This is a genomic window from Mycobacterium sp. IDUB_5, assembly GCF_055419565.1.
Window position 1 is genome coordinate 108,957 of the sequence record NZ_JBVAXX010000009.1, and the last position, 17,317, is coordinate 126,273.

General features: G+C 68.2%; 17 protein-coding genes. 2 read left to right on the plus strand and 15 right to left on the minus strand.

Translation table 11 applies throughout. From position 1 onward, the window contains the following. Nucleotides 1-3: 3 nt before the first annotated feature. The 5 genes from ACZY1G_RS26390 to ACZY1G_RS26410 form a co-directional block, all read right to left on the minus strand. Entirely contained in the window at nt 4-486 is a 483-nt protein-coding gene (locus tag ACZY1G_RS26390) for a DUF4126 family protein (protein ID WP_463818153.1), read from the minus strand. A gap of 38 nt (nt 487-524) precedes the next feature. Continuing rightward, entirely contained in the window at nt 525-1,367 is an 843-nt protein-coding gene (hisG, locus tag ACZY1G_RS26395; protein ID WP_463824091.1) for an ATP phosphoribosyltransferase, read from the minus strand. 14 nt (nt 1,368-1,381) lie between these two features. Beyond that, nucleotides 1,382-1,663 carry a phosphoribosyl-ATP diphosphatase gene (locus ACZY1G_RS26400; protein WP_463824030.1) on the minus strand — a complete coding sequence of 94 codons (282 nt, stop codon included), beginning with the start codon at nt 1,661-1,663 and terminating at the stop codon, nt 1,382-1,384. A gap of 51 nt (nt 1,664-1,714) precedes the next feature. Then, a complete protein-coding gene (locus ACZY1G_RS26405; RefSeq protein WP_463818155.1) occupies nt 1,715-3,187 on the minus strand; it encodes a sugar porter family MFS transporter in 1,473 nt (490 codons plus the stop codon). Nucleotides 3,188-3,275: 88 nt separating this feature from the next. Further along, complete coding sequence (locus ACZY1G_RS26410) at nt 3,276-3,953, minus strand: HAD family hydrolase (RefSeq protein ID WP_463818156.1); 678 nt, start codon at nt 3,951-3,953, stop codon at nt 3,276-3,278. A gap of 237 nt (nt 3,954-4,190) precedes the next feature. Between ACZY1G_RS26410 and ACZY1G_RS26415 the strand changes: the two genes are divergently transcribed. After that, nucleotides 4,191-4,844, plus strand: a complete 654-nt coding sequence (locus tag ACZY1G_RS26415; protein ID WP_463824031.1) for a nitroreductase — start codon at nt 4,191-4,193, stop codon at nt 4,842-4,844. Here the strand turns inward: ACZY1G_RS26415 and ACZY1G_RS26420 are convergent. Together ACZY1G_RS26420 and metH are read right to left on the minus strand one after the other, a co-directional pair. Beyond that, nucleotides 4,832-5,407 carry a pyridoxamine 5'-phosphate oxidase family protein gene (locus ACZY1G_RS26420; RefSeq protein WP_463818158.1) on the minus strand — a complete coding sequence of 192 codons (576 nt, stop codon included), beginning with the start codon at nt 5,405-5,407 and terminating at the stop codon, nt 4,832-4,834. The genes ACZY1G_RS26415 and ACZY1G_RS26420 overlap by 13 nt on opposite strands. A 4-nt stretch (nt 5,408-5,411) precedes the next feature. Continuing rightward, complete coding sequence (gene metH, locus ACZY1G_RS26425) at nt 5,412-9,194, minus strand: methionine synthase (protein ID WP_463824032.1); 3,783 nt, start codon at nt 9,192-9,194, stop codon at nt 5,412-5,414. Between the two features lie 249 nt (nt 9,195-9,443). Here metH and ACZY1G_RS26430 point away from each other — a divergent pair, with 249 nt between their 5' ends. Beyond that, nucleotides 9,444-10,322 carry a PAC2 family protein gene (locus ACZY1G_RS26430; protein ID WP_463818160.1) on the plus strand — a complete coding sequence of 293 codons (879 nt, stop codon included), beginning with the start codon at nt 9,444-9,446 and terminating at the stop codon, nt 10,320-10,322. Here the strand turns inward: ACZY1G_RS26430 and ACZY1G_RS26435 are convergent. From ACZY1G_RS26435 to ACZY1G_RS26470, 8 genes are all read right to left on the minus strand, one after another. Continuing rightward, nucleotides 10,319-11,311 (minus strand): patatin-like phospholipase family protein, encoded by a 993-nt coding sequence (locus ACZY1G_RS26435; protein ID WP_463818161.1) that lies wholly within the window; start codon nt 11,309-11,311, stop codon nt 10,319-10,321. The genes ACZY1G_RS26430 and ACZY1G_RS26435 overlap by 4 nt on opposite strands. Continuing rightward, on the minus strand, nt 11,308-12,189 hold the full coding sequence (locus tag ACZY1G_RS26440) for an SDR family oxidoreductase (protein WP_463818162.1): 882 nt from the start codon (nt 12,187-12,189) through the stop codon (nt 11,308-11,310). The genes ACZY1G_RS26435 and ACZY1G_RS26440 overlap by 4 nt, the downstream gene beginning before the upstream one ends. A gap of 23 nt (nt 12,190-12,212) precedes the next feature. Further along, on the minus strand, nt 12,213-13,451 hold the full coding sequence (gene mshC, locus ACZY1G_RS26445) for a cysteine--1-D-myo-inosityl 2-amino-2-deoxy-alpha-D-glucopyranoside ligase (RefSeq protein ID WP_463824033.1): 1,239 nt from the start codon (nt 13,449-13,451) through the stop codon (nt 12,213-12,215). 78 nt (nt 13,452-13,529) lie between these two features. After that, a complete protein-coding gene (locus ACZY1G_RS26450) occupies nt 13,530-14,297 on the minus strand; it encodes a 3'(2'),5'-bisphosphate nucleotidase CysQ (RefSeq protein ID WP_463818164.1) in 768 nt (255 codons plus the stop codon). A gap of 17 nt (nt 14,298-14,314) precedes the next feature. Next, the gene (locus ACZY1G_RS26455; protein WP_463818165.1) at nt 14,315-15,154 is read right to left on the minus strand and encodes an SCO1664 family protein; all 840 of its coding nucleotides are present in this window, start codon (nt 15,152-15,154) and stop codon (nt 14,315-14,317) included. After that, nucleotides 15,138-15,725 (minus strand): DUF3090 domain-containing protein, encoded by a 588-nt coding sequence (locus tag ACZY1G_RS26460; RefSeq protein ID WP_463818166.1) that lies wholly within the window; start codon nt 15,723-15,725, stop codon nt 15,138-15,140. Before ACZY1G_RS26460 ends, ACZY1G_RS26455 begins: the two co-directional genes overlap by 17 nt. Nucleotides 15,726-15,767: 42 nt before the next feature. Beyond that, nucleotides 15,768-16,478 (minus strand): histidine phosphatase family protein, encoded by a 711-nt coding sequence (locus tag ACZY1G_RS26465; RefSeq protein WP_463818167.1) that lies wholly within the window; start codon nt 16,476-16,478, stop codon nt 15,768-15,770. Next, entirely contained in the window at nt 16,475-17,305 is an 831-nt protein-coding gene (locus ACZY1G_RS26470) for an undecaprenyl-diphosphate phosphatase (RefSeq protein WP_463818286.1), read from the minus strand. Before ACZY1G_RS26470 ends, ACZY1G_RS26465 begins: the two co-directional genes overlap by 4 nt. Nucleotides 17,306-17,317: the final 12 nt, after the last annotated feature.

Sequence of the window (17,317 nt, forward strand, 5' to 3'; positions counted from 1 at the left end):
GAGCTAGCTCAGGCTCACGAGGAAGACGACCACGACACCACCGATGACGGCGAGTGCGTCTTCGCCGAACGCGCCGGGGCGGTCATTGCCGCCGCGTGCCGCGGCGACGCGGCTGCGGAGCTCGGCCCCGGCCAACGTGCCGAGGACGGCCCCGATCATGCCGGCCCCGGTCCCGATGAAGGTGTGGAAGGACGCGCTGCCGATGACTGCGCCGGCGAAGCCGCCGGTGATCAGGCGGGCGATGAACTGGGGCGGCACTTTTCGGCTCGGCGTCTTCGGCAGCTGATCGGTCACGAGTTCGACGACCAGCAGGATCGTCAGCACGGCGACGGTGATGGGGTGTGCCACCCACTCCGACCATTTGCCGTCGACGCCGATCCAGCCGAGGAGTGCACCCCAGGCGACGACGGCCGGGGCGGTCATGGCACGCAGGCCAGCGATCACCCCGATCAAGAGCGCGAACACGAGAACAAGGACCTGCGTCATCTGCGACCTCCGTCGTTGGACACCGCGACGCTAACACGCTAGAAGCGACAGAACCGGATGTCCGATGCCAGGATCGCTTTGGCGCCGATGGCGGCGAGTTCGTCCATGATCGCGTTGACGTCGCGGCGCGGCACCAGCGCCCGGACGGCGACCCACGCGGGATCGGCCAGCGGCGCGATGGTCGGCGATTCCAGACCTGGCGTCACCTCTGTCGCTCGATCGAGAACCGTACGGGGACAGTCGTAGTCGAGCATCAGGTACTGCTGACCGAACACCACGCCCTGGACCCGCGCGGCCAGCTGGTCACGCGCGGGATTCGGCGCGGAATCGGCGCGCTCGATCAGGATCGCCTCGGAATCGCAGAGGGATTCGCCGAAAGCCACCAGGTTGTGCAGCCCGAGGGTGCGTCCCGATCCGACGATGTCGGCGATGACGTCGGCCACCCCGAGCTGGATGGAGATCTCCACGGCTCCGTCGAGCCTGATGACGGTGGCTTCGATTCCCTTGTCGGCCAGATCTTTTCGGACCAGGTTCGGGTAGGCGGTCGCGATGCGTTTGCCCGTCAGGTCCGAGATCTGCCAGTCGCGGCCGGCGGGGGCGGCGTAGCGGAAGGTGGAGGCGCCGAAGCCGAGCGCAAGCCGCTCCCTCACAGGGGCGTCGGCGTCGGCCGCAAGATCACGGCCGGTGATGCCGAGGTCGAGCTGCCCCGAACCCACGTAGATCGCGATGTCCTTGGGCCGCAGGAAGAAGAACTCGACGTTGTTGGCCGGGTCGACGACCGTGAGGTCCTTGGGGTCCGTCCGGCGGCGATAGCCGGCTTCGGACAGGATCTCCGACGCCGATTCGCTGAGGGCGCCCTTGTTGGGGACGGCGACGCGCAGGGTGGGGGCCACGGTCAGAGCTTCCCGTACACGTCGTCGAGGGTGAGACCGCGCGAGAGCATCAGGACCTGCGTCCAGTAGAGGAGCTGGCTGATCTCTTCGGCCAGCGCGTCGTCACTCTCGTGCTCGGCGGCCAGCCACACCTCACCGGCTTCCTCGAGGATCTTCTTGCCGATGCCGTGTACCCCGGTGTCCAGCGCGGCGACGGTGCCGCTACCTGCGGGCCGCGTGTGGGCCCGCTCGCTCAACTCGGCGAACAGGGCGTCGAAGGTCTTCACGTTGGCCGATTCTGTCACGCCGGGCAGGAAGAGCCGCGATCGGTCGGTGGCGAACGCGGCTGGAGAGCCCTAGCCGGCGGCGGTCTTGTCCTGGTGCAGGATCTCGCCGTGCATGTCTTCCAGCGACACGCCCTTGGTCTCCATCACCCAGCGCCACACGAACAGCCCCGACAATACTGCGCACAGGCCGTAGAAGCCGTATGCCAGGCCGAGGTGCTCGCGCAGGCCGGGGAAGGTGACGGTGATCAGCCAGTTGGCCGCCCACTGCCCTGCGGCCGCGAGGCCGAGCGCGGCGGCGCGGATGCGGTTGGGGAACATCTCGCCGAGCAGCACCCACACCACCGGGCCCCAGGACATGCCGAACGCGACGACGAAGAGGTTGGCCGCGATCAGAGCGATCGTCCCGGACGCGCCGGGCAGGCTGGGAGTCCCGTCGGGGTTGAGCGTCGCCTGGCCGAAGATCACCGCCATCGTGATCAGCGTGACCGCCATGCCCGTCGACCCGATCAGCAGCAACGGCTTGCGGCCGATCTTGTCGATCAGCGCGATGGCGATCAGCGTGGTCAGCACATTGATGACCGACGTGATCACGGTGAAGGTCGCGGAGTCGTCAGCGCTGAAGCCGACGGCCTGCCACAGCACGTTGCTGTAGTAGAAGATCACGTTGATACCGACGAATTGCTGGAAGATCGACAGGCCCAGGCCCACCCAGACGATGCCGTAGATCCCACCGGTCGGCTTCTTCATATCGCGCCAGGACGGCTTGTCCTCGCGCTCCAGCGTTTCCTGGATGCGGCTGATCGTGATCTCGAGGTTCTTCTGCCCGAGCAGCATCGTCAGGACGCGGCGCGCTTCGGGAATCTTGTGGCTGGCAACCAGATAGCGCGGCGATTCGGGGATGGTGAAGGCTAGCGCGCCGTAGAGCACCGCGGGCACCGCCATCGCCAGGAACATCCACCGCCAGGCATCGAGGCCCAGCCACAGCGGCTCGTTGGGACCGCCGGCGAGCCATTGCAGCAGATAGTTGATCGCGAACGAGGCGAAGATGCCCGACACGATGGCCAGCTGTTGCAGCGAGCCGAGCCGTCCGCGGATTCCGGGCGGGGACGTCTCTGCGATGTAGGCCGGCGCGATCACCGAGGCGACACCCACGCCGATGCCGCCGACGACTCGGAACAGCACCACCGTCCACACCTCGTGCGCGAAACCGGTGCCGAAGGCGCTGATGAGGAACAGCACCGCGGCGATCTTCATGACCGCGATGCGGCCGATCTTGTCGGCGATGCGACCCGCCGTCATCGCGCCGGCGGCGGCGCCGAGCAGTGCCGAGGCCACCGCAAAGCCCAGCTCGGCGTTGCCGATACCGAAGTCTTCCTGAATGGAGTCGACCGCCCCGTTGATCACCGCGCTGTCGTAGCCGAACAACAACCCGCCGAGCGCCGCGACCGACGCGATGCGGATCGCGGTTTTGCCCGAGGAGAAGTCCTCGTCCTTGGCGAAGATCTCGGGGCCTTCCCCGACTGGACCACCGTGACCGGCCATCAGACACCCTTCCGCACCGTTGCGTGATACCCGTCACATTCAATCACTCGTGACCGACGGTCGGGTGCATTCCCACAAGTGCGGGGGTTTATGCGCTGCGCAGCTCGCGATCGATCTCGACGAAGATGCGCCGCAGGTCGGCGGCACCGAGACCGGTGAGCGAATCAGCGTGCCGGCGCCGAATACCGCCGGGGACGGGCACGTCGTTGGGAACCACCAACACTGCGCAGCCGGCCTTCTCCGCCGCTGCCGCCCCGGTGACCGAATCCTCCACTGCCAGGCATTCGGCAGGCCGCAGCTCGAGCAGCTCCGCCGCACGCAGGTACGGGTCGGGTTCCGGTTTGCCGCTGGCCACCTCGTCGGCGCAGACCGTCACCGAAAAATAGTGTCTACCAATGCTGTTCAGCGCCCGCTCGGTCAGCGCACGCTGGGTGTTCGTGACGAGAGCCATCGGAACGCCTTCTGCGGCAAGCGAATCGAGCATCTCGCGGGCGCCGTCACACCACGGCAGGCCTCGGTCGAACAGCTCTCCGGTGTAGGTGTGCAGCCACCGGATCGAATCAGCCATCGCGGCCGGATCGGGATCGAGGCCCAACTCCGCGTACACGGTGACCATCGTCTCCTCCGCCGAGGCCCCGACGAGCGCGGTCCGGGTCGTGCGACTCATCTCGCCGCCGAACGATTCGTAGAGGGCAGACAGCGAGACGTCCCACAGCTTTTCGGAGTCGACGAGCGTGCCGTCCATATCCCACAGCACCGCTTGCACCCGGCAATTGTGTCACGGGTGCGCCGCCGCGAGCCAATCTGCGACCCGCACCGAGGCGACGATCACATTGCCGCGGCGATAGCGCGCGCAGACCACGGGTGTGCCAGGCTCCGTCCGATGCGCGTCCTGGTGACCATGCTCGGCCGGCCGGGTGTCGACATGGTCGCGCCGGTCGACAATGCTGAACCCGCAACCCCGTAAAGATCCCCGCGTATCGGCCGCCGGCCAGGAGGCACCGTGTCAGACCTCGACCAGATCATCAGACGTCGGCACTCCACACGGATGTTCCTGCCGGGCAAGCCCGTTCCGCAGGAATTGCTCAACGAAGCGCTGACCCTTGCGATGCGTGCACCGTCGAACTCCAACGTCCAGCCCTGGCGGCTGTTCCTGGCCACCGGCGCCCGGCGCGACCGCCTTGCTGCCGCGCTCACGGCCGCGGTGCGGCAGACCCCGCCGCCGTCATTGGGCATCCCGGAATCGCACAGCCACCTGCGGCGCCAGCTGGGTGCCCTGATTTACGGCGCGATGGGCGTCGCGCGAGACGACGCCGAGGGGCGCTGGAACGCCCAGTTGCGCAACTGGGACTTCTTCCGCGCACCGGTCGCAGGGATCGTCTGCATGCACCGCGATCTGGGGCTGCCCGACGCTCTCGGCGTCGGCATGTTCCTCCAGACTCTGCTGCTGGCTCTCACCGACCGCGGACTCGACTCCTGTCTGCAGGTGTCCACCGCGCTCTATCCCGACGTCGCCCGAGAGGTCCTCGACATCCCCGACGACCTGACCGTGCTGTGCGGCATATGCGTCGGCTACGCCGATCCGACGTTCGCGGCGAATTTCCTCGACATCCCCCGCAACGCCGTCGCCGACAACGTCGTCTTCTACGACGGCTGACGCGGCAGCGGGTGGTCGGGTTCCAGGGCTGGGAGTCCGTCGATGCTGCGCCCGTTGTCTCCGGCGATGCGCCGGGCGAACTTCTCCTCGCTCACCGTGGCGTGGTAGTCGTCGAGCACCGGCCGCTCGTCGACGAGGTCGTAGTACGGCACCGCGAACCCACAGGCGTCGGCGATGCGCTCGACGTCGACCACGATAGCCGCCCGGACTCCCGGATGCTCCCCGTCGAAACACGATGCCACGCGCGCGAACTCGGCGTCATCCGGCCGGACGACCCGCCCTGTTCCGTACAGCCGCAGGATGCGCGACTGGCGGCTGAACGAGCAGAACATGACGGTGATCCGGCCGTTGTCGCGCAGGTGTGCGATCGTCTCCGCGCCGCTGCCGAACAGGTCGAGATAGGCGACCGTGTGCTCGTCGAGGATCGCGAAGGTGTCCCGATACCCTTTGGGCGACAGGTTGATCCGACCTCCCGACGACGGCGCCGTCGCCACGAAGAACATCGCCTGGGCGGCGATGAACTCCCGCAGCGACTCGTCGAGTCGCGCGAACTCCTTCGCCACCTGGTCAGTCCTCCGGGTTGTAGCCCAGATTCGGTGCGAGCCACCGCTCGGCCTCGGCCAGCGTCCAGCCCTTGCGCCGGGCATAGTCGGCGACCTGGTCCTGGGCCAGTCTCCCGATCACGAAGTACTGCGACTGCGGATGGGAGAAGTACCAGCCGCTGACCGCCGCTCCGGGCCACATCGCCATCGACTCGGTCAACTCGATGCCCGTGCGCTCGGTGACGTCGAGCAGATCGAACAGCGTCACCTTCTCTGTGTGCTCCGGGCAGGCGGGATAGCCTGGCGCAGGACGGATTCCGACGTACTTCTCCCCGATCAGCTCCTCGTTGGCGAGCTGTTCGTCGGGCTGGTAGCCCCAGAACTCCCGCCGCACCCGCTGATGCATGCGCTCGGCGAACGCCTCGGCCAGCCGGTCGGCCAGCGACTCCAGCAGGATCGCGCTGTAGTCGTCGTTGGCTTTCTTGAACTCCGCGATCTTGTCGCCGCTGCCCAGCCCCGCCGTCACGGCGAAGGCACCGACATGGTCGGCCAACCCGGTGTCCTTCGGCGCGATGAAGTCGCCGAGGCTGCGGTTGGGGATCCCGTCGCGGTGCTCGCCCTGTTGGCGCAGGTTGCGCAGCGAGGTCAGCACCTCGGTGCGACTCTCGTCGGTGTAGACCTCGATGTCGTCACCGACGGCGTTGGCGGGGAAGAAGCCGATGACCCCGTTGGCGGTCAGCCACTTCTCCTTGATCGCGATGTCGAGCATCTCCTGGGCGTCCTCGTACAGCTTGCGGGCCGCCTCACCCGAGGCCGGGTTGTTCAGGATGTCGGGGAACCGACCCTTCATCTCCCAGGCGTTGAAGAACGGCTGCCAATCGATGTACTCGCGCAGCTCCGCCAGGTCGTAATCCAGGAACTCCCGCACTCCGAGACCCTGAGCCGGCACCGGCGGCGTGTAGCCGTCCCAGTCGATCGGTGTCCGGTTGGCGCGCGCCTTCTCCAGCGTCAGCATCGGCCGCTCGTTCTTCTGAGCGTGCCGCTCGCGCAGCGACGCGTAGTCCTTCGCGGTGGCCTCGAGCAGCGCCGGCCGCTGGCGGTCGTCCAGCAGGGCCGCGGCGACGGGCACCGAACGCGACGCGTCCTTGACCCACACCACCGGTCCGCTGCGCCGCGGCGCGACCTTGACGGCCGTGTGGGCGCGCGACGTCGTCGCCCCGCCGATCAGCAGCGGGATCTCGAGACCCTCGCGTTCCATCTCGACCGCGAAGTTCACCATCTCGTCGAGCGACGGCGTGATCAGACCCGAGAGCCCGATGATGTCCGCGTTGTGTTCCTTGGCCGCGTCGAGGATTTTCTGTGCGGGCACCATCACGCCGAGGTCGATGACCTCGTAGTTGTTGCACTGCAGCACGACGCCGACGATGTTCTTGCCGATGTCGTGGACGTCGCCCTTGACCGTCGCCATGATGATCGTGCCGTTGGTGTCCTTCTTGACTGCCTCACCTTCGACGGGCGCAGCCTTTTCCGCCTCGATGAACGGCAGCAGATACGCCACGGCCTTCTTCATCACGCGCGCCGACTTCACCACCTGGGGCAGGAACATCTTGCCGGACCCGAACAGGTCACCGACGACGTTCATGCCGTCCATCAGCGGACCCTCGATGACCTCGATCGGTCGCCCGCCGGCCGCCTCGATCTCGGCGCGCAGTTCCTCGGTGTCGTCGTCGACATGGGCGTCGATGCCCTTCACCAGGGCGTGGGTGATGCGTTCGCGCACCGGCAGCGAGCGCCACTCGGCAGCGCCGACTTCCTCGGTCTTGTCGGTCTTGTTGAACCGTTCGGCGATCTCCAGCAGCCGTTCGGCAGCGTCCTCACGTCGGTTCAGCACGACGTCTTCGATGCGGTCCCGCAGCTCCGGGTCGATCGAGTCGTAGGGCACCAGTGCGCCCGCGTTGACGATGCCCATGTCCAGGCCGGCCTTGATGGCGTGGAACAGGAACACCGCGTGGATCGCCTCGCGCACCGGGTTGTTGCCGCGGAACGAGAACGACACGTTCGAGATGCCGCCGGAGATGTGCACGCCCGGCAAGTTCTCCTTGATCCAGGCGCACGCCTCGATGAAGTCGATGCCGTAGGTTGCGTGCTCCTCGATGCCGGTGGCGAGTGCGAAGCAGTTCGGGTCGAAGATGATGTCCTCGGCCGGGAAGCCCACGTCTTCGGTCAGGATGCGGTAGGCCCGCCCGCAGATCTCCTTGCGGCGCTCCAGGTTGTCGGCCTGGCCCTGCTCGTCGAAGGCCATCACGACCACCGCAGCGCCGTACTTGCGGCACAGCTGCGCCTCGCGGACGAACTTCTCCTCGCCCTCTTTGAGCGAGATCGAGTTCACGATCGGCTTGCCCTGCACGTTCTTCAGGCCCGCCTCGATGACCTCCCACTTCGAGGAGTCGATCATCACCGGCACGCGACTGATGTCGGGTTCGGCCGCGATGAGCTTGGTGAACCGGTCCATCGCGGCGACGCCGTCGATCATGCCTTCGTCCATGTTGATGTCGATGACCTGCGCACCGACCTCGACCTGCTGCAACGCCACCGACAGTGCGCTGTCGTAGTCCTCGGCCTTGATCAGGTTGCGGAACCGGGCCGACCCGGTGATGTTGGTGCGCTCACCGATGTTGACGAACAGCGAATCGGAGGTGATGTTCAGCGGCTCCAGGCCCGACAGCCGGGTCGCGATGTCGACGCGGGGCACATCCCTGGGTTTCACGCCGTCGACGACCTTGGCGATCTCGGCGATGTGGGGCGGCGCGGTGCCGCAGCATCCGCCGACGAGGTTGACCAGGCCCGCTTCGGCGAACTCGGCGATGTAGGAGGCCTGCCGCTCGGGCGATTCGTCGTACTCGCCGAACGCATTGGGCAGACCGGCGTTGGGGTAGCAGGAGACGAACGTGTCGGCGATGCGCGCGACCTCGGCGATGTAGGGCCTCATCTCGGGGGCGCCCAGCGCGCAATTCAGCCCCACGGCGAGCGGCCTGGCGTGCCGGATCGCGTTCCAGAAGGCCTCGGTGACCTGACCGGACAGGGTGCGGCCGGAGGCATCGGTGATGGTGCCGGAGATGATCAGCGGCCAGCGGCGGCCCCGCTGCTCGAACAGCGTCTCCACCGCGAACACCGCCGCCTTGGCGTTCAGCGAGTCGAAGATCGTCTCGATGATCAGCAGATCGCTGCCACCGTCGACCAGGCCGTTGGCGGCTTCGAGGTAGGCGGCCACCAGCTGGTCGTAGGAGACGTTGCGGGCACCGGGGTCGTTGACGTCCGGGGAGATCGACGCGGTACGTGTCGTCGGTCCGATCGCGCCGGCGACGTAGCGCGGCTTGTCGGGGGTACTGAATTCGTCAGCGGCCCTGCGGGCCAGCGCGGCGCCCTCGTAGTTCAGCTCGTAGCTGAAATCGGCCATGTCGTAGTCGGCGAGTGAGACCGCGTTCGCGTTGAACGTGTTGGTCTCGAGGATGTCGGCGCCCGCCTGGAGGTACTCCCGGTGGATGCCCTCGATGATCTGCGGCTGCGTCAACGTCAAGAGGTCGTTGTTGCCCTGCAGTGCGGTCGGCCACTCGGTGAACCGGTCGCCGCGGTACCCCGCCTCGTCGGGCCGGTCCCGCTGGATCGCCGTACCCATCGCACCATCGATCACCAAGATGCGTTCGCGCAGCGCGGCCTGCAGTTCTTCGGTGCAGTCCGGGCGGACGTTCGGCGTGAAGTCAGTTGCTGTAGTGCTCGATGTAACAGCAGTCACGTGCACTCCTTCCATGACGGAAGGCGTCCTTGACTCTGCCGAGCGTGGCGGATACCGGCGGATACCACCGGGACCCGTTGCAACGCCTCTCGACCTGCATGAGTCTACGTCGTTGCACAACCGACTTCAGGACGCCTGTCGCTGGTGGCCTGCTGGGGATCAACCCGTGTGCTGCCGAGCCTATTTCGTCGGAGGCCACCGGTGCCGCACCGGGGGGCGGGTCGATGCCCGTCATCTGACCCCCGGAGGGCTTAGGCTGGATTGGTGACCCACCCGGATTTCGGCGGTCCCAAGCGACCTGACCTGCCCGACCTGCGCGACACGATCGTCGTTGCGGCTTTTGAGGGCTGGAATGACGCGGGTGACGCGGCCAGCGATGCAGTCGAGCATCTCGACGCGATCTGGGAGGCGGACACGATCGTCGAGATCGACGACGAGTCCTACTACGACTATCAGGTCAATCGGCCGGTGATCCGGCAGGTCGACGGCGTGACCCGCGAGTTGGTGTGGCCCTCGATGCGGATTTCGCACTGCCGGCCGCCGGGGGCCGACCGCGACATCGTGCTGATGCACGGCGTGGAACCGAACATGCGGTGGCGCACGTTCTGCGCGGAACTGCTGGCGATCGCCGACAAGCTCAACGTGCAGACCGTCGTGATCCTCGGCGCGCTGCTGGCCGACACTCCGCACACCCGCCCTGTGCCGGTGTCCGGGGCGGCCTACTCCTCGGATTCGGCGAAGACGTTCGGTCTGGAGGAGACCCGCTACGAGGGGCCGACAGGTATCGCAGGGGTGTTCCAGGACGCCTGCGTCCAGGCCGGCATCCCCGCGGTGACGTTCTGGGCTGCGGTGCCGCACTACGTGTCCCAACCTCCCAATCCGAAGGCGACGGTGGCGTTGCTGCGCCGCGTCGAGGACGTCCTCGACATCGAGGTGCCGCTGGCCGACTTGCCGGCCCAGGCCGAGGAGTGGGAGCAGGCGGTCAGCGAGATGACCGCCGAGGACGACGAGATCGCCGAGTACGTGCAGTCCCTCGAGGAGCGCGGCGACGCCGAGGTCGACATGAACGACGCGCTGGGCAAGATCGACGGTGACGCGTTGGCGGCGGAGTTCGAGCGCTACCTGCGCAGGCGCGGCCGCTAGCGGAAGCGGGACAGGTACTCCTGCCAGTTCCACGTGCTCAGGAAGGCCTCCCCGGCCCGAACGCCGTCGTCGTAGAGGGCGGTCTTCTGCGGCTGCGACAGGTCGAAATCCAGGACCCCGACGTCGCTGGTGTCGATACGGATCGTTCGCGCGCTGACCCACGGCTGATCCAGGTAAGCCTGGTCGCGCCCGACCAGGATCGTGGTGACCACCTGTTCGAGCAGGGTCGGGCCGCCGAACAGGTGCAGCGGCCGAAGCGCAGGGATCACCTGTTCGTTCTCGGCGGGGAGCGTCGGCAGCAGCGTCACGCCGAACGTCGGCCTGCGCGGCCGCCCACCGTCGGTGCGGTCGAGCGAGTCGATCGGGAAGTTCGACAGCAGCCCGCCGTCGACCAGCGTCGACTCCGTCCCGTCGGCGCCGGTCAGGATTGCGGGACGGTAGAAGAACGGGATGGCTGTCGAGGCGCGCACCGCATCGGCCACCGACTGCTGATCGGGATCGAGGCCGTAGACGCGCCGGTAGTCCCACGGCAGGCGCACCAGCTGGCCGCGGGTGACATCGGCGACCGTGACCACCAGTCGGTAGCGCCGTTCTGGAGGCAGAGACGGATCGTCGATCGCCAGATCGGCGAACGTCCTGACCCCGAAGCGCGCCAGCTGCTCGTCCACCCAGCGATGCAGCGCCTGCCCACGGTAGATGCCGTCGCCGCTGACGACGCCGCGCAGCGGTCCGAGGACCGGGATGCGTTCGATCGGGCCCGGGTCCAGGAAGCGCCGGTAGTCGATGGTCATCGCGAGATCGCTGAGCATCGCCGGGTTCAGCTCGCCGTGCTGGGCGGCTGCGGCGAGGACGGCGCCCACCAGCGCTCCGGCTGAGGTGCCCGACACCCGATGGGGTGTGTATCCCGCCTCGACCAGGGCCGCCACTGCGCCGGCCAATGCGATCCCCTTGACTCCGCCGCCCGAGAGAACCAGATCTGCCGTCGTCACGACCGCTTTTCCAACTCGTGGGTGCGGGCACCCATCGACCGGCCGAGTGCCGCGACTTGGGCGTCCATCCGCGGCAACAGATCGGGCACGAATCGACGGACGGGCTGCTCCCCGAGCGGGGTGGACAGCAACGGCTTGAGCAACCGGATGGCACCCACCCAGCCGGGACAGTTCACCTGGCGTTTGCGCCCCTCGATGCCGGCGACGAACGCTTTGCCGCAGGCTTCGACCGAGGTCGTCTTGCTCAGCGGGTACGGCAGCTTGCTCAGCATCTCGCGGAACGTCGACAGGTCCTTCTTGACGTCCTGCACCAGCGGGGTGTCGATCCACGACATGTGTGCCGATCCGACGTCGACCCCGCGGTGGGCCACTTCGAGCCGAAGCGCGTTGGCGAAGTGCTCCACGGCGGCTTTGGATGCGTTGTAGGGAGCCAGCCCGGGTGCGGCCGCGTAGGCCGCGAGCGATGACACGATCAGCACGTAGCCGCGTCGGTCCAACGCCGCGGGCAGCGTCGCGCGCACCGTGTGGAACACGCCGGTCACGTTGACGTCCATCAACGTGCGGAACGCCTCGGGGTCGACCTGCAGCACCGAGCCGTACGTGGAGATGCCGGCGTTGGCCACCACGATGTCGATGCCGCCGAACGTCTCGATCGCCTGGGCGGCCGCGGCCTCCATCGCCGGCAGGCTGCGCACGTCGGCGATCACGGTGCGCACACGCGCGCTACCGAGTTCCTCGGCCAACTCCGCGAGCGGGCCGTCGTCGAGATCGGTGAGGACGAGGTTCGCGCCTCTGGCGTGCAGTCGGCGCGCGACTTCCGCGCCGATGCCCCGGGCCCCGCCTGTGATGAATGCCGTCTTGCCTGCCACCGATGCCATGGCGGCAACCTACTCCACGAGGGTCAGAGCACGATTCCCAGCAGGGCGTCGACCGCGGTGGCGACCGTCTGCGCGGCGGTGGCGTCGTGGCCGCCGTAGGACAGCGCGTCGGTGGCCCAACCATCCAGCGCGGCAATGGCTTTGGGCGTGTCCAGATCGTCGGCGAGGTACTGCCGGACCCGGGCGATGACGTCTGCGGAGTCCGGCGCGCCGGCCAGTGAGGTCGCGCTGCGCCACCGGTGGAGGCGCTGCTGCGCCTCCTCGAGGACCGCGGGGCTCCAGTAACGGTCCTCCCGGTAGTGGCCGGCGAAGAGGCCGAGTCGGATCGCGGCGGGGTCGACGCCGTCGCGGCGCAGCTGGGACACCAGCACCAGGTTGCCGCGGCTCTTGCTCATTTTGTGGCCGTCCCAGCCGATCATGCCGGCGTGCACGTAGTGGCGGGCGAATCGCCGCTCCCCCGTGACACATTCGGCGTGGGCGGCGGAGAACTCGTGGTGCGGGAAGATCAGATCGCTTCCGCCGCCTTGGATGTCGAGTCCGGTACCGATCCGGGTCAGCGCGATCGCCGCACACTCGACGTGCCAGCCCGGTCGGCCCGGCCCGAACGGCGCAGGCCAGCTGGGTTCCCCGGGGCGCTCCGCCCGCCAGAGCAGAGCGTCGAGCGGATCGGCCTTGCCCGGCCGGTCGGGGTCGCCGCCACGTTCGGCGAACAGCGTGAGCATCGTGTCGCGGTCGTAGCCAGACTCGTACCCGAATTGGACGGTGGCGTCGGCCCGAAAGTAGACGTCGGGGTACTGCGCGTCGTCGACAACGTAGGCCGCGCCGGACGCCAGGAGCTTCTCGGTGACCTCGACGACCTCGTTGACGGCTTCGGTGGCGGCGACGTACTCGCGGGGAGGTACCACGCGCATCGCGGCCATGTCTTCACGAAACAGGTCGATTTCGCGGTCGGCGAGCTCGCGCCACCCGATCCCGTCGCGCTCGGCGCGCTCGAACAGTGGGTCGTCCACGTCGGTGATGTTCTGCACGTAGTGCACGTCGTGGCCGCTGTCCAGCCAGACGCGGTGCACCAGGTCGAACGTCAGATAAGTGGCCGCGTGGCCCAGATGCGTGGCGTCGTAGGGCGTGATCCCGCAGACGTACATGGTGGCGGTGGCACCCGCGCTGACCGGGCGCACCTGACGGTCGGCGCTGTCGTAGAGCCGCAGCTGCGGACCCCGACCTGCGAGCACCGGAACACTCGGCGCCGACCACGATTGCATGGCATCGACTCTAGACATCAGGGTGTGCGACAACGCCGCGGGCCGATTCATTCCCGGCGCCGCCGTGGCCTGCGGGGGTCACCGCCGACCGACCGAGTGAATGACGCCCAGGAGCGGTTCAGCGACCTCGGGGCGGCACATCAGCAGGTCGGGCAGGTACGGGTCGCGGCGGTTGTAGATCAGCGGCGAGCCGTCGATCCGGGTGGCGTGCAGTCCCGCGGCCCACAGCACGCCCGCCGGTGCGGCTGAGTCCCATTCCCACTGCCCGCCGGCGTGGATGTAGGCGTCGACGTCGCCGCGCACCACCGCCATCGCCTTGGCACCCGCCGACCCGATGCGCACCAGCTGGATGTCGAGCTCGTCGCGCATGCGCCACAGCACCGCCGGCGGCCGGCTCGAGCTGGCAGTGATGCGGATGGGGCCGTCGGCGCGGGGTGGCGGCGGTGCGACGGTGTCGGTGCGGTACACCTCGCCGCGTGCTGGGAGGGCGACCGCGGCATCGGTGATCGCTCCCCCGCCCTCGTTGGTGCGCTGCCACAGCGCGATGTGGACGGCCCAGTCCGCCCGGCCGGGCATCGAGTACTCGTGGGTGCCGTCGACGGGGTCGACGATCCACACCCGGTCGGCATGGACGCGCGAGACATCGTCGGCGGCCTCTTCGGAGAGCACTGCGTCGTGGGGGCGGGCGCGATGCAGCCGATCCAGGATCAGCGTGTTGGCGCGCATGTCACCGGCGTCGCCGAGCTCGTAGGGGTCGTAGAACCCGAACTGCGTGCGCATCGACAGCAGCAGCTCACCGGCCTCGGCGGCCACGGTCGCGGCCAGCGCTGCGTCGGTCAGGTCCACCGGATCAGTAGACCGCATCAGAACGCGGGCCACGGGATCGGACGGCGCCGGTCAGGTGTTGGCATCACCGGATTACGCAGCAGCGCAACCACTCTGGCGTGCAACGCGGCGACCTCGGCCGGCGTGATGTGACAGTACAGCTCGGCGCCGAGGTCGCCGCCCAAGGCGTCGCGGAGCCTCTCGATGTCGGCCAGCGTCTGATCGTCGACCGGCTTGCCCGCCCACCCCCACAGCACGGTGCGCAACTTGTCCTCGGTGTGCAACGTCACGCCGTGGTCGACGCCGTACACGCGGCCGTCGACACCGCTGAGCACGTGACCGCCCTTGCGGTCGGCGTTGTTGATCAGCACGTCGAACACGGCGAGCCGGCGCAGCCGGTCGTCGTCGGCGTGCACCAGCGTCACCTCGTCGCCGGCGTAGTCGTAGGCCTGCAGGATCGGCAGGAAGCCGGGCGGCACCTTGCCTGCGGGCACGAGGTCGATCAGATCGGGACCGGTCGGCTCGGCAGTCTCGTCGTCGCCCTCGTCACCATCGTCGCCGCCGGCGACCGCGTCACCGGGCTGGTCCACCCATCGCTGCACCATGCCCGGGCCGGCCGGACCGTCACGAACAATGGTGTGCGGCACCAGGTTCCAGCTCAACGCCTCGGAGATCAGGTACGAGGACGCCTCGCGGCCCGCCAGGGTGCCGTCGGGGAAATCCCACAGTGGGGCCTCGCCGCGCACCGGCTTGTAGACGCAGTGCACGACCTCGTCGGCCAGCGTCGCCTCGCACAGGAACGTCGCGTTGCTCGCGGAGCGGATGCGTCCGAGGACACTCAGTTCACCGCGCTCGAGGACCTCAGACGTCGTCGTCATCGTCGGACCCGGCCAGCGCGCCGCGCCGGTAGCCGTTGGTTCGGACGCAGATGTGGCCCTCGGGGTCCAGTGGTTCGTCGCACAGCGGGCACGGGGGCCGGCCCGCCGAGATGACCCGGTTCGACCGGGTCGCGAACTGACGCGCGGATTCGGGAGTGAGGAAGACCCGCACCGCGTCGGGCCCGTCCTCGGCGTCGTCGAGGACCACCGACGCATCGAATTCGGTGTCGGAAACCGCGAGTAGCTCCACGACGACGGTCTGCGCCTCCGAATCCCAGCCCAGTCCCATCGTCCCGACCCGGAACTCCGCGTCGACCGGCGTCACGAGCGGGCTCAGATCGTCGACCTCACCGGTGTCCGGCGGGATCGGTGTCCCGAAGCGGCGGTTGATCTCCAGCAGCAGCGCTGCGATCCGTTCGGCCAACACGGCCACCTGCTGCTTCTCCAAGATCACCGAGACCACGCGGGTGTCGTGCACGGCCTGCAAGTAGAAGGTCCGGTTCCCGGGCTCGCCGACGGTCCCGGCCACGAAACGGTCGGGTGTGCGGAAGACGTGAATTTCACGGGACATGACTCTGCCCAAAATACCGTCGTCCAAAATGCCGTGCGCAGCTCATCCGGTTGAACCGCCGACCACGGCGTCACCACTGGGCACCTCGTCGGTCTTCGCGTCGGCTTTTTCTGCCGCCGGTGGAGTCGTCAGCGCGGAGTTCAGCGCCGAACCCGTGTGGTTGACGTGGATCACGAACGGCCGCATCGCCGTGTAGCGGATGGCGCTGATCGACGCCGGGTCGGCGTTGATGCGCTGAAAGCTGTCGAGGTGCGTGCCGAGCGCGTCGGCGAGCACCGACTTGATGACGTCGCCGTGGGTACAGGCGATCCACAGGACGTCGGCCCCGTGCACCTCGGCAAGCCGCCGATCGTGTTCGCGCACGGCAGCCACTGAGCGCGCCTGCACAGCCGCCAGGCCCTCCCCGTCGGGGAACACCGCCGCACTGGGCTGCTGCTGCACGACGGCCCACAACGGTTCCTTTACCAGCTCGCCTATCGTGCGGCCGGTCCACGACCCGTAGTCGACCTCGACGATCCGCTCGTCGACGACCGGTTCGAGGCCCAGCGCGGCGGCCAGCGGCTCGACGGTGCGTTCGCACCGCAGCAGCGGCGAGCGCACGATCGCCCTGATCGGCAACGAGCCGAGCCGCTCGACCAGCGCCTGGGCCTGCTCGCGCCCGCGGTCGTCGAGGTCCACCCCTTCGGAGCGGCCGGCCAGCGTGTGGGCGGTGTTCGACGTGGAGCGCCCGTGCCTCAGCAGGAGAACGGTCATGTCGCTGCGACCACCCCGGTGCCGAGCAGGATCAGCACCACCGTGCCGAGCACGACGCGGTAGCCGACGAACCAGTACATGCTGTGGCGGACGAGGAAGCGCAGGAACCAGGCCACCGCGGCGAATCCGACGACGAACGCGATCACCGTGGAGACCAGCAGTTGAGGTCCCGTGGCACTCATGCCCTCGCCGACCGGGTCGAACGCGTCGGGCAGCGAGAACAGGCCGGAGGCGAACACCGCCGGGATGGCGAGCAGGAAGCCGAAGCGGGCCGCGAGCTCGCGGTTCATCCCGAGGAACAGCCCGGCGCTGATCGTGGCACCCGACCGTGAGACGCCCGGCACCAGCGCCAGGCACTGGGCGAAGCCGACGATGACGCTGTCGCGCCAGGTGAGCTCTTCCACCCGCCGGGCCTGCCGGCCGTAGTACTCCGCCGCGGCGATCACGGCGGAGAACACGATCAGCGCGGTGGCCACCAACCAGAGGTTGCGCGCGCCGGTGCGGATCTGGTCCTTGAACAGCAGACCGATGATGCCGATCGGCAGAGTGCCGATGATCACCCACCAGCCGAGCCAGTAGTCGGCACTGCGATGCGCGGCGACGAAGAGGCCGTTGAACCAGGCCTTGATGATGCGTCCGATGTCTCTGGCGAAGTACAGCAGCACTGCCGCCTCGGTCCCCAGCTGGCTGACCGCGGTGAACGACGCGCCGGCATCGTCGTCGAAGAAGATGCGCGACGCGATCGCGAGATGCCCCGACGACGACACCGGTAGGAACTCGGTGAGGCCCTGGAGGATCGAGAGAACAACGACCTGAAGCCACGACATGGCGGGGGCGTC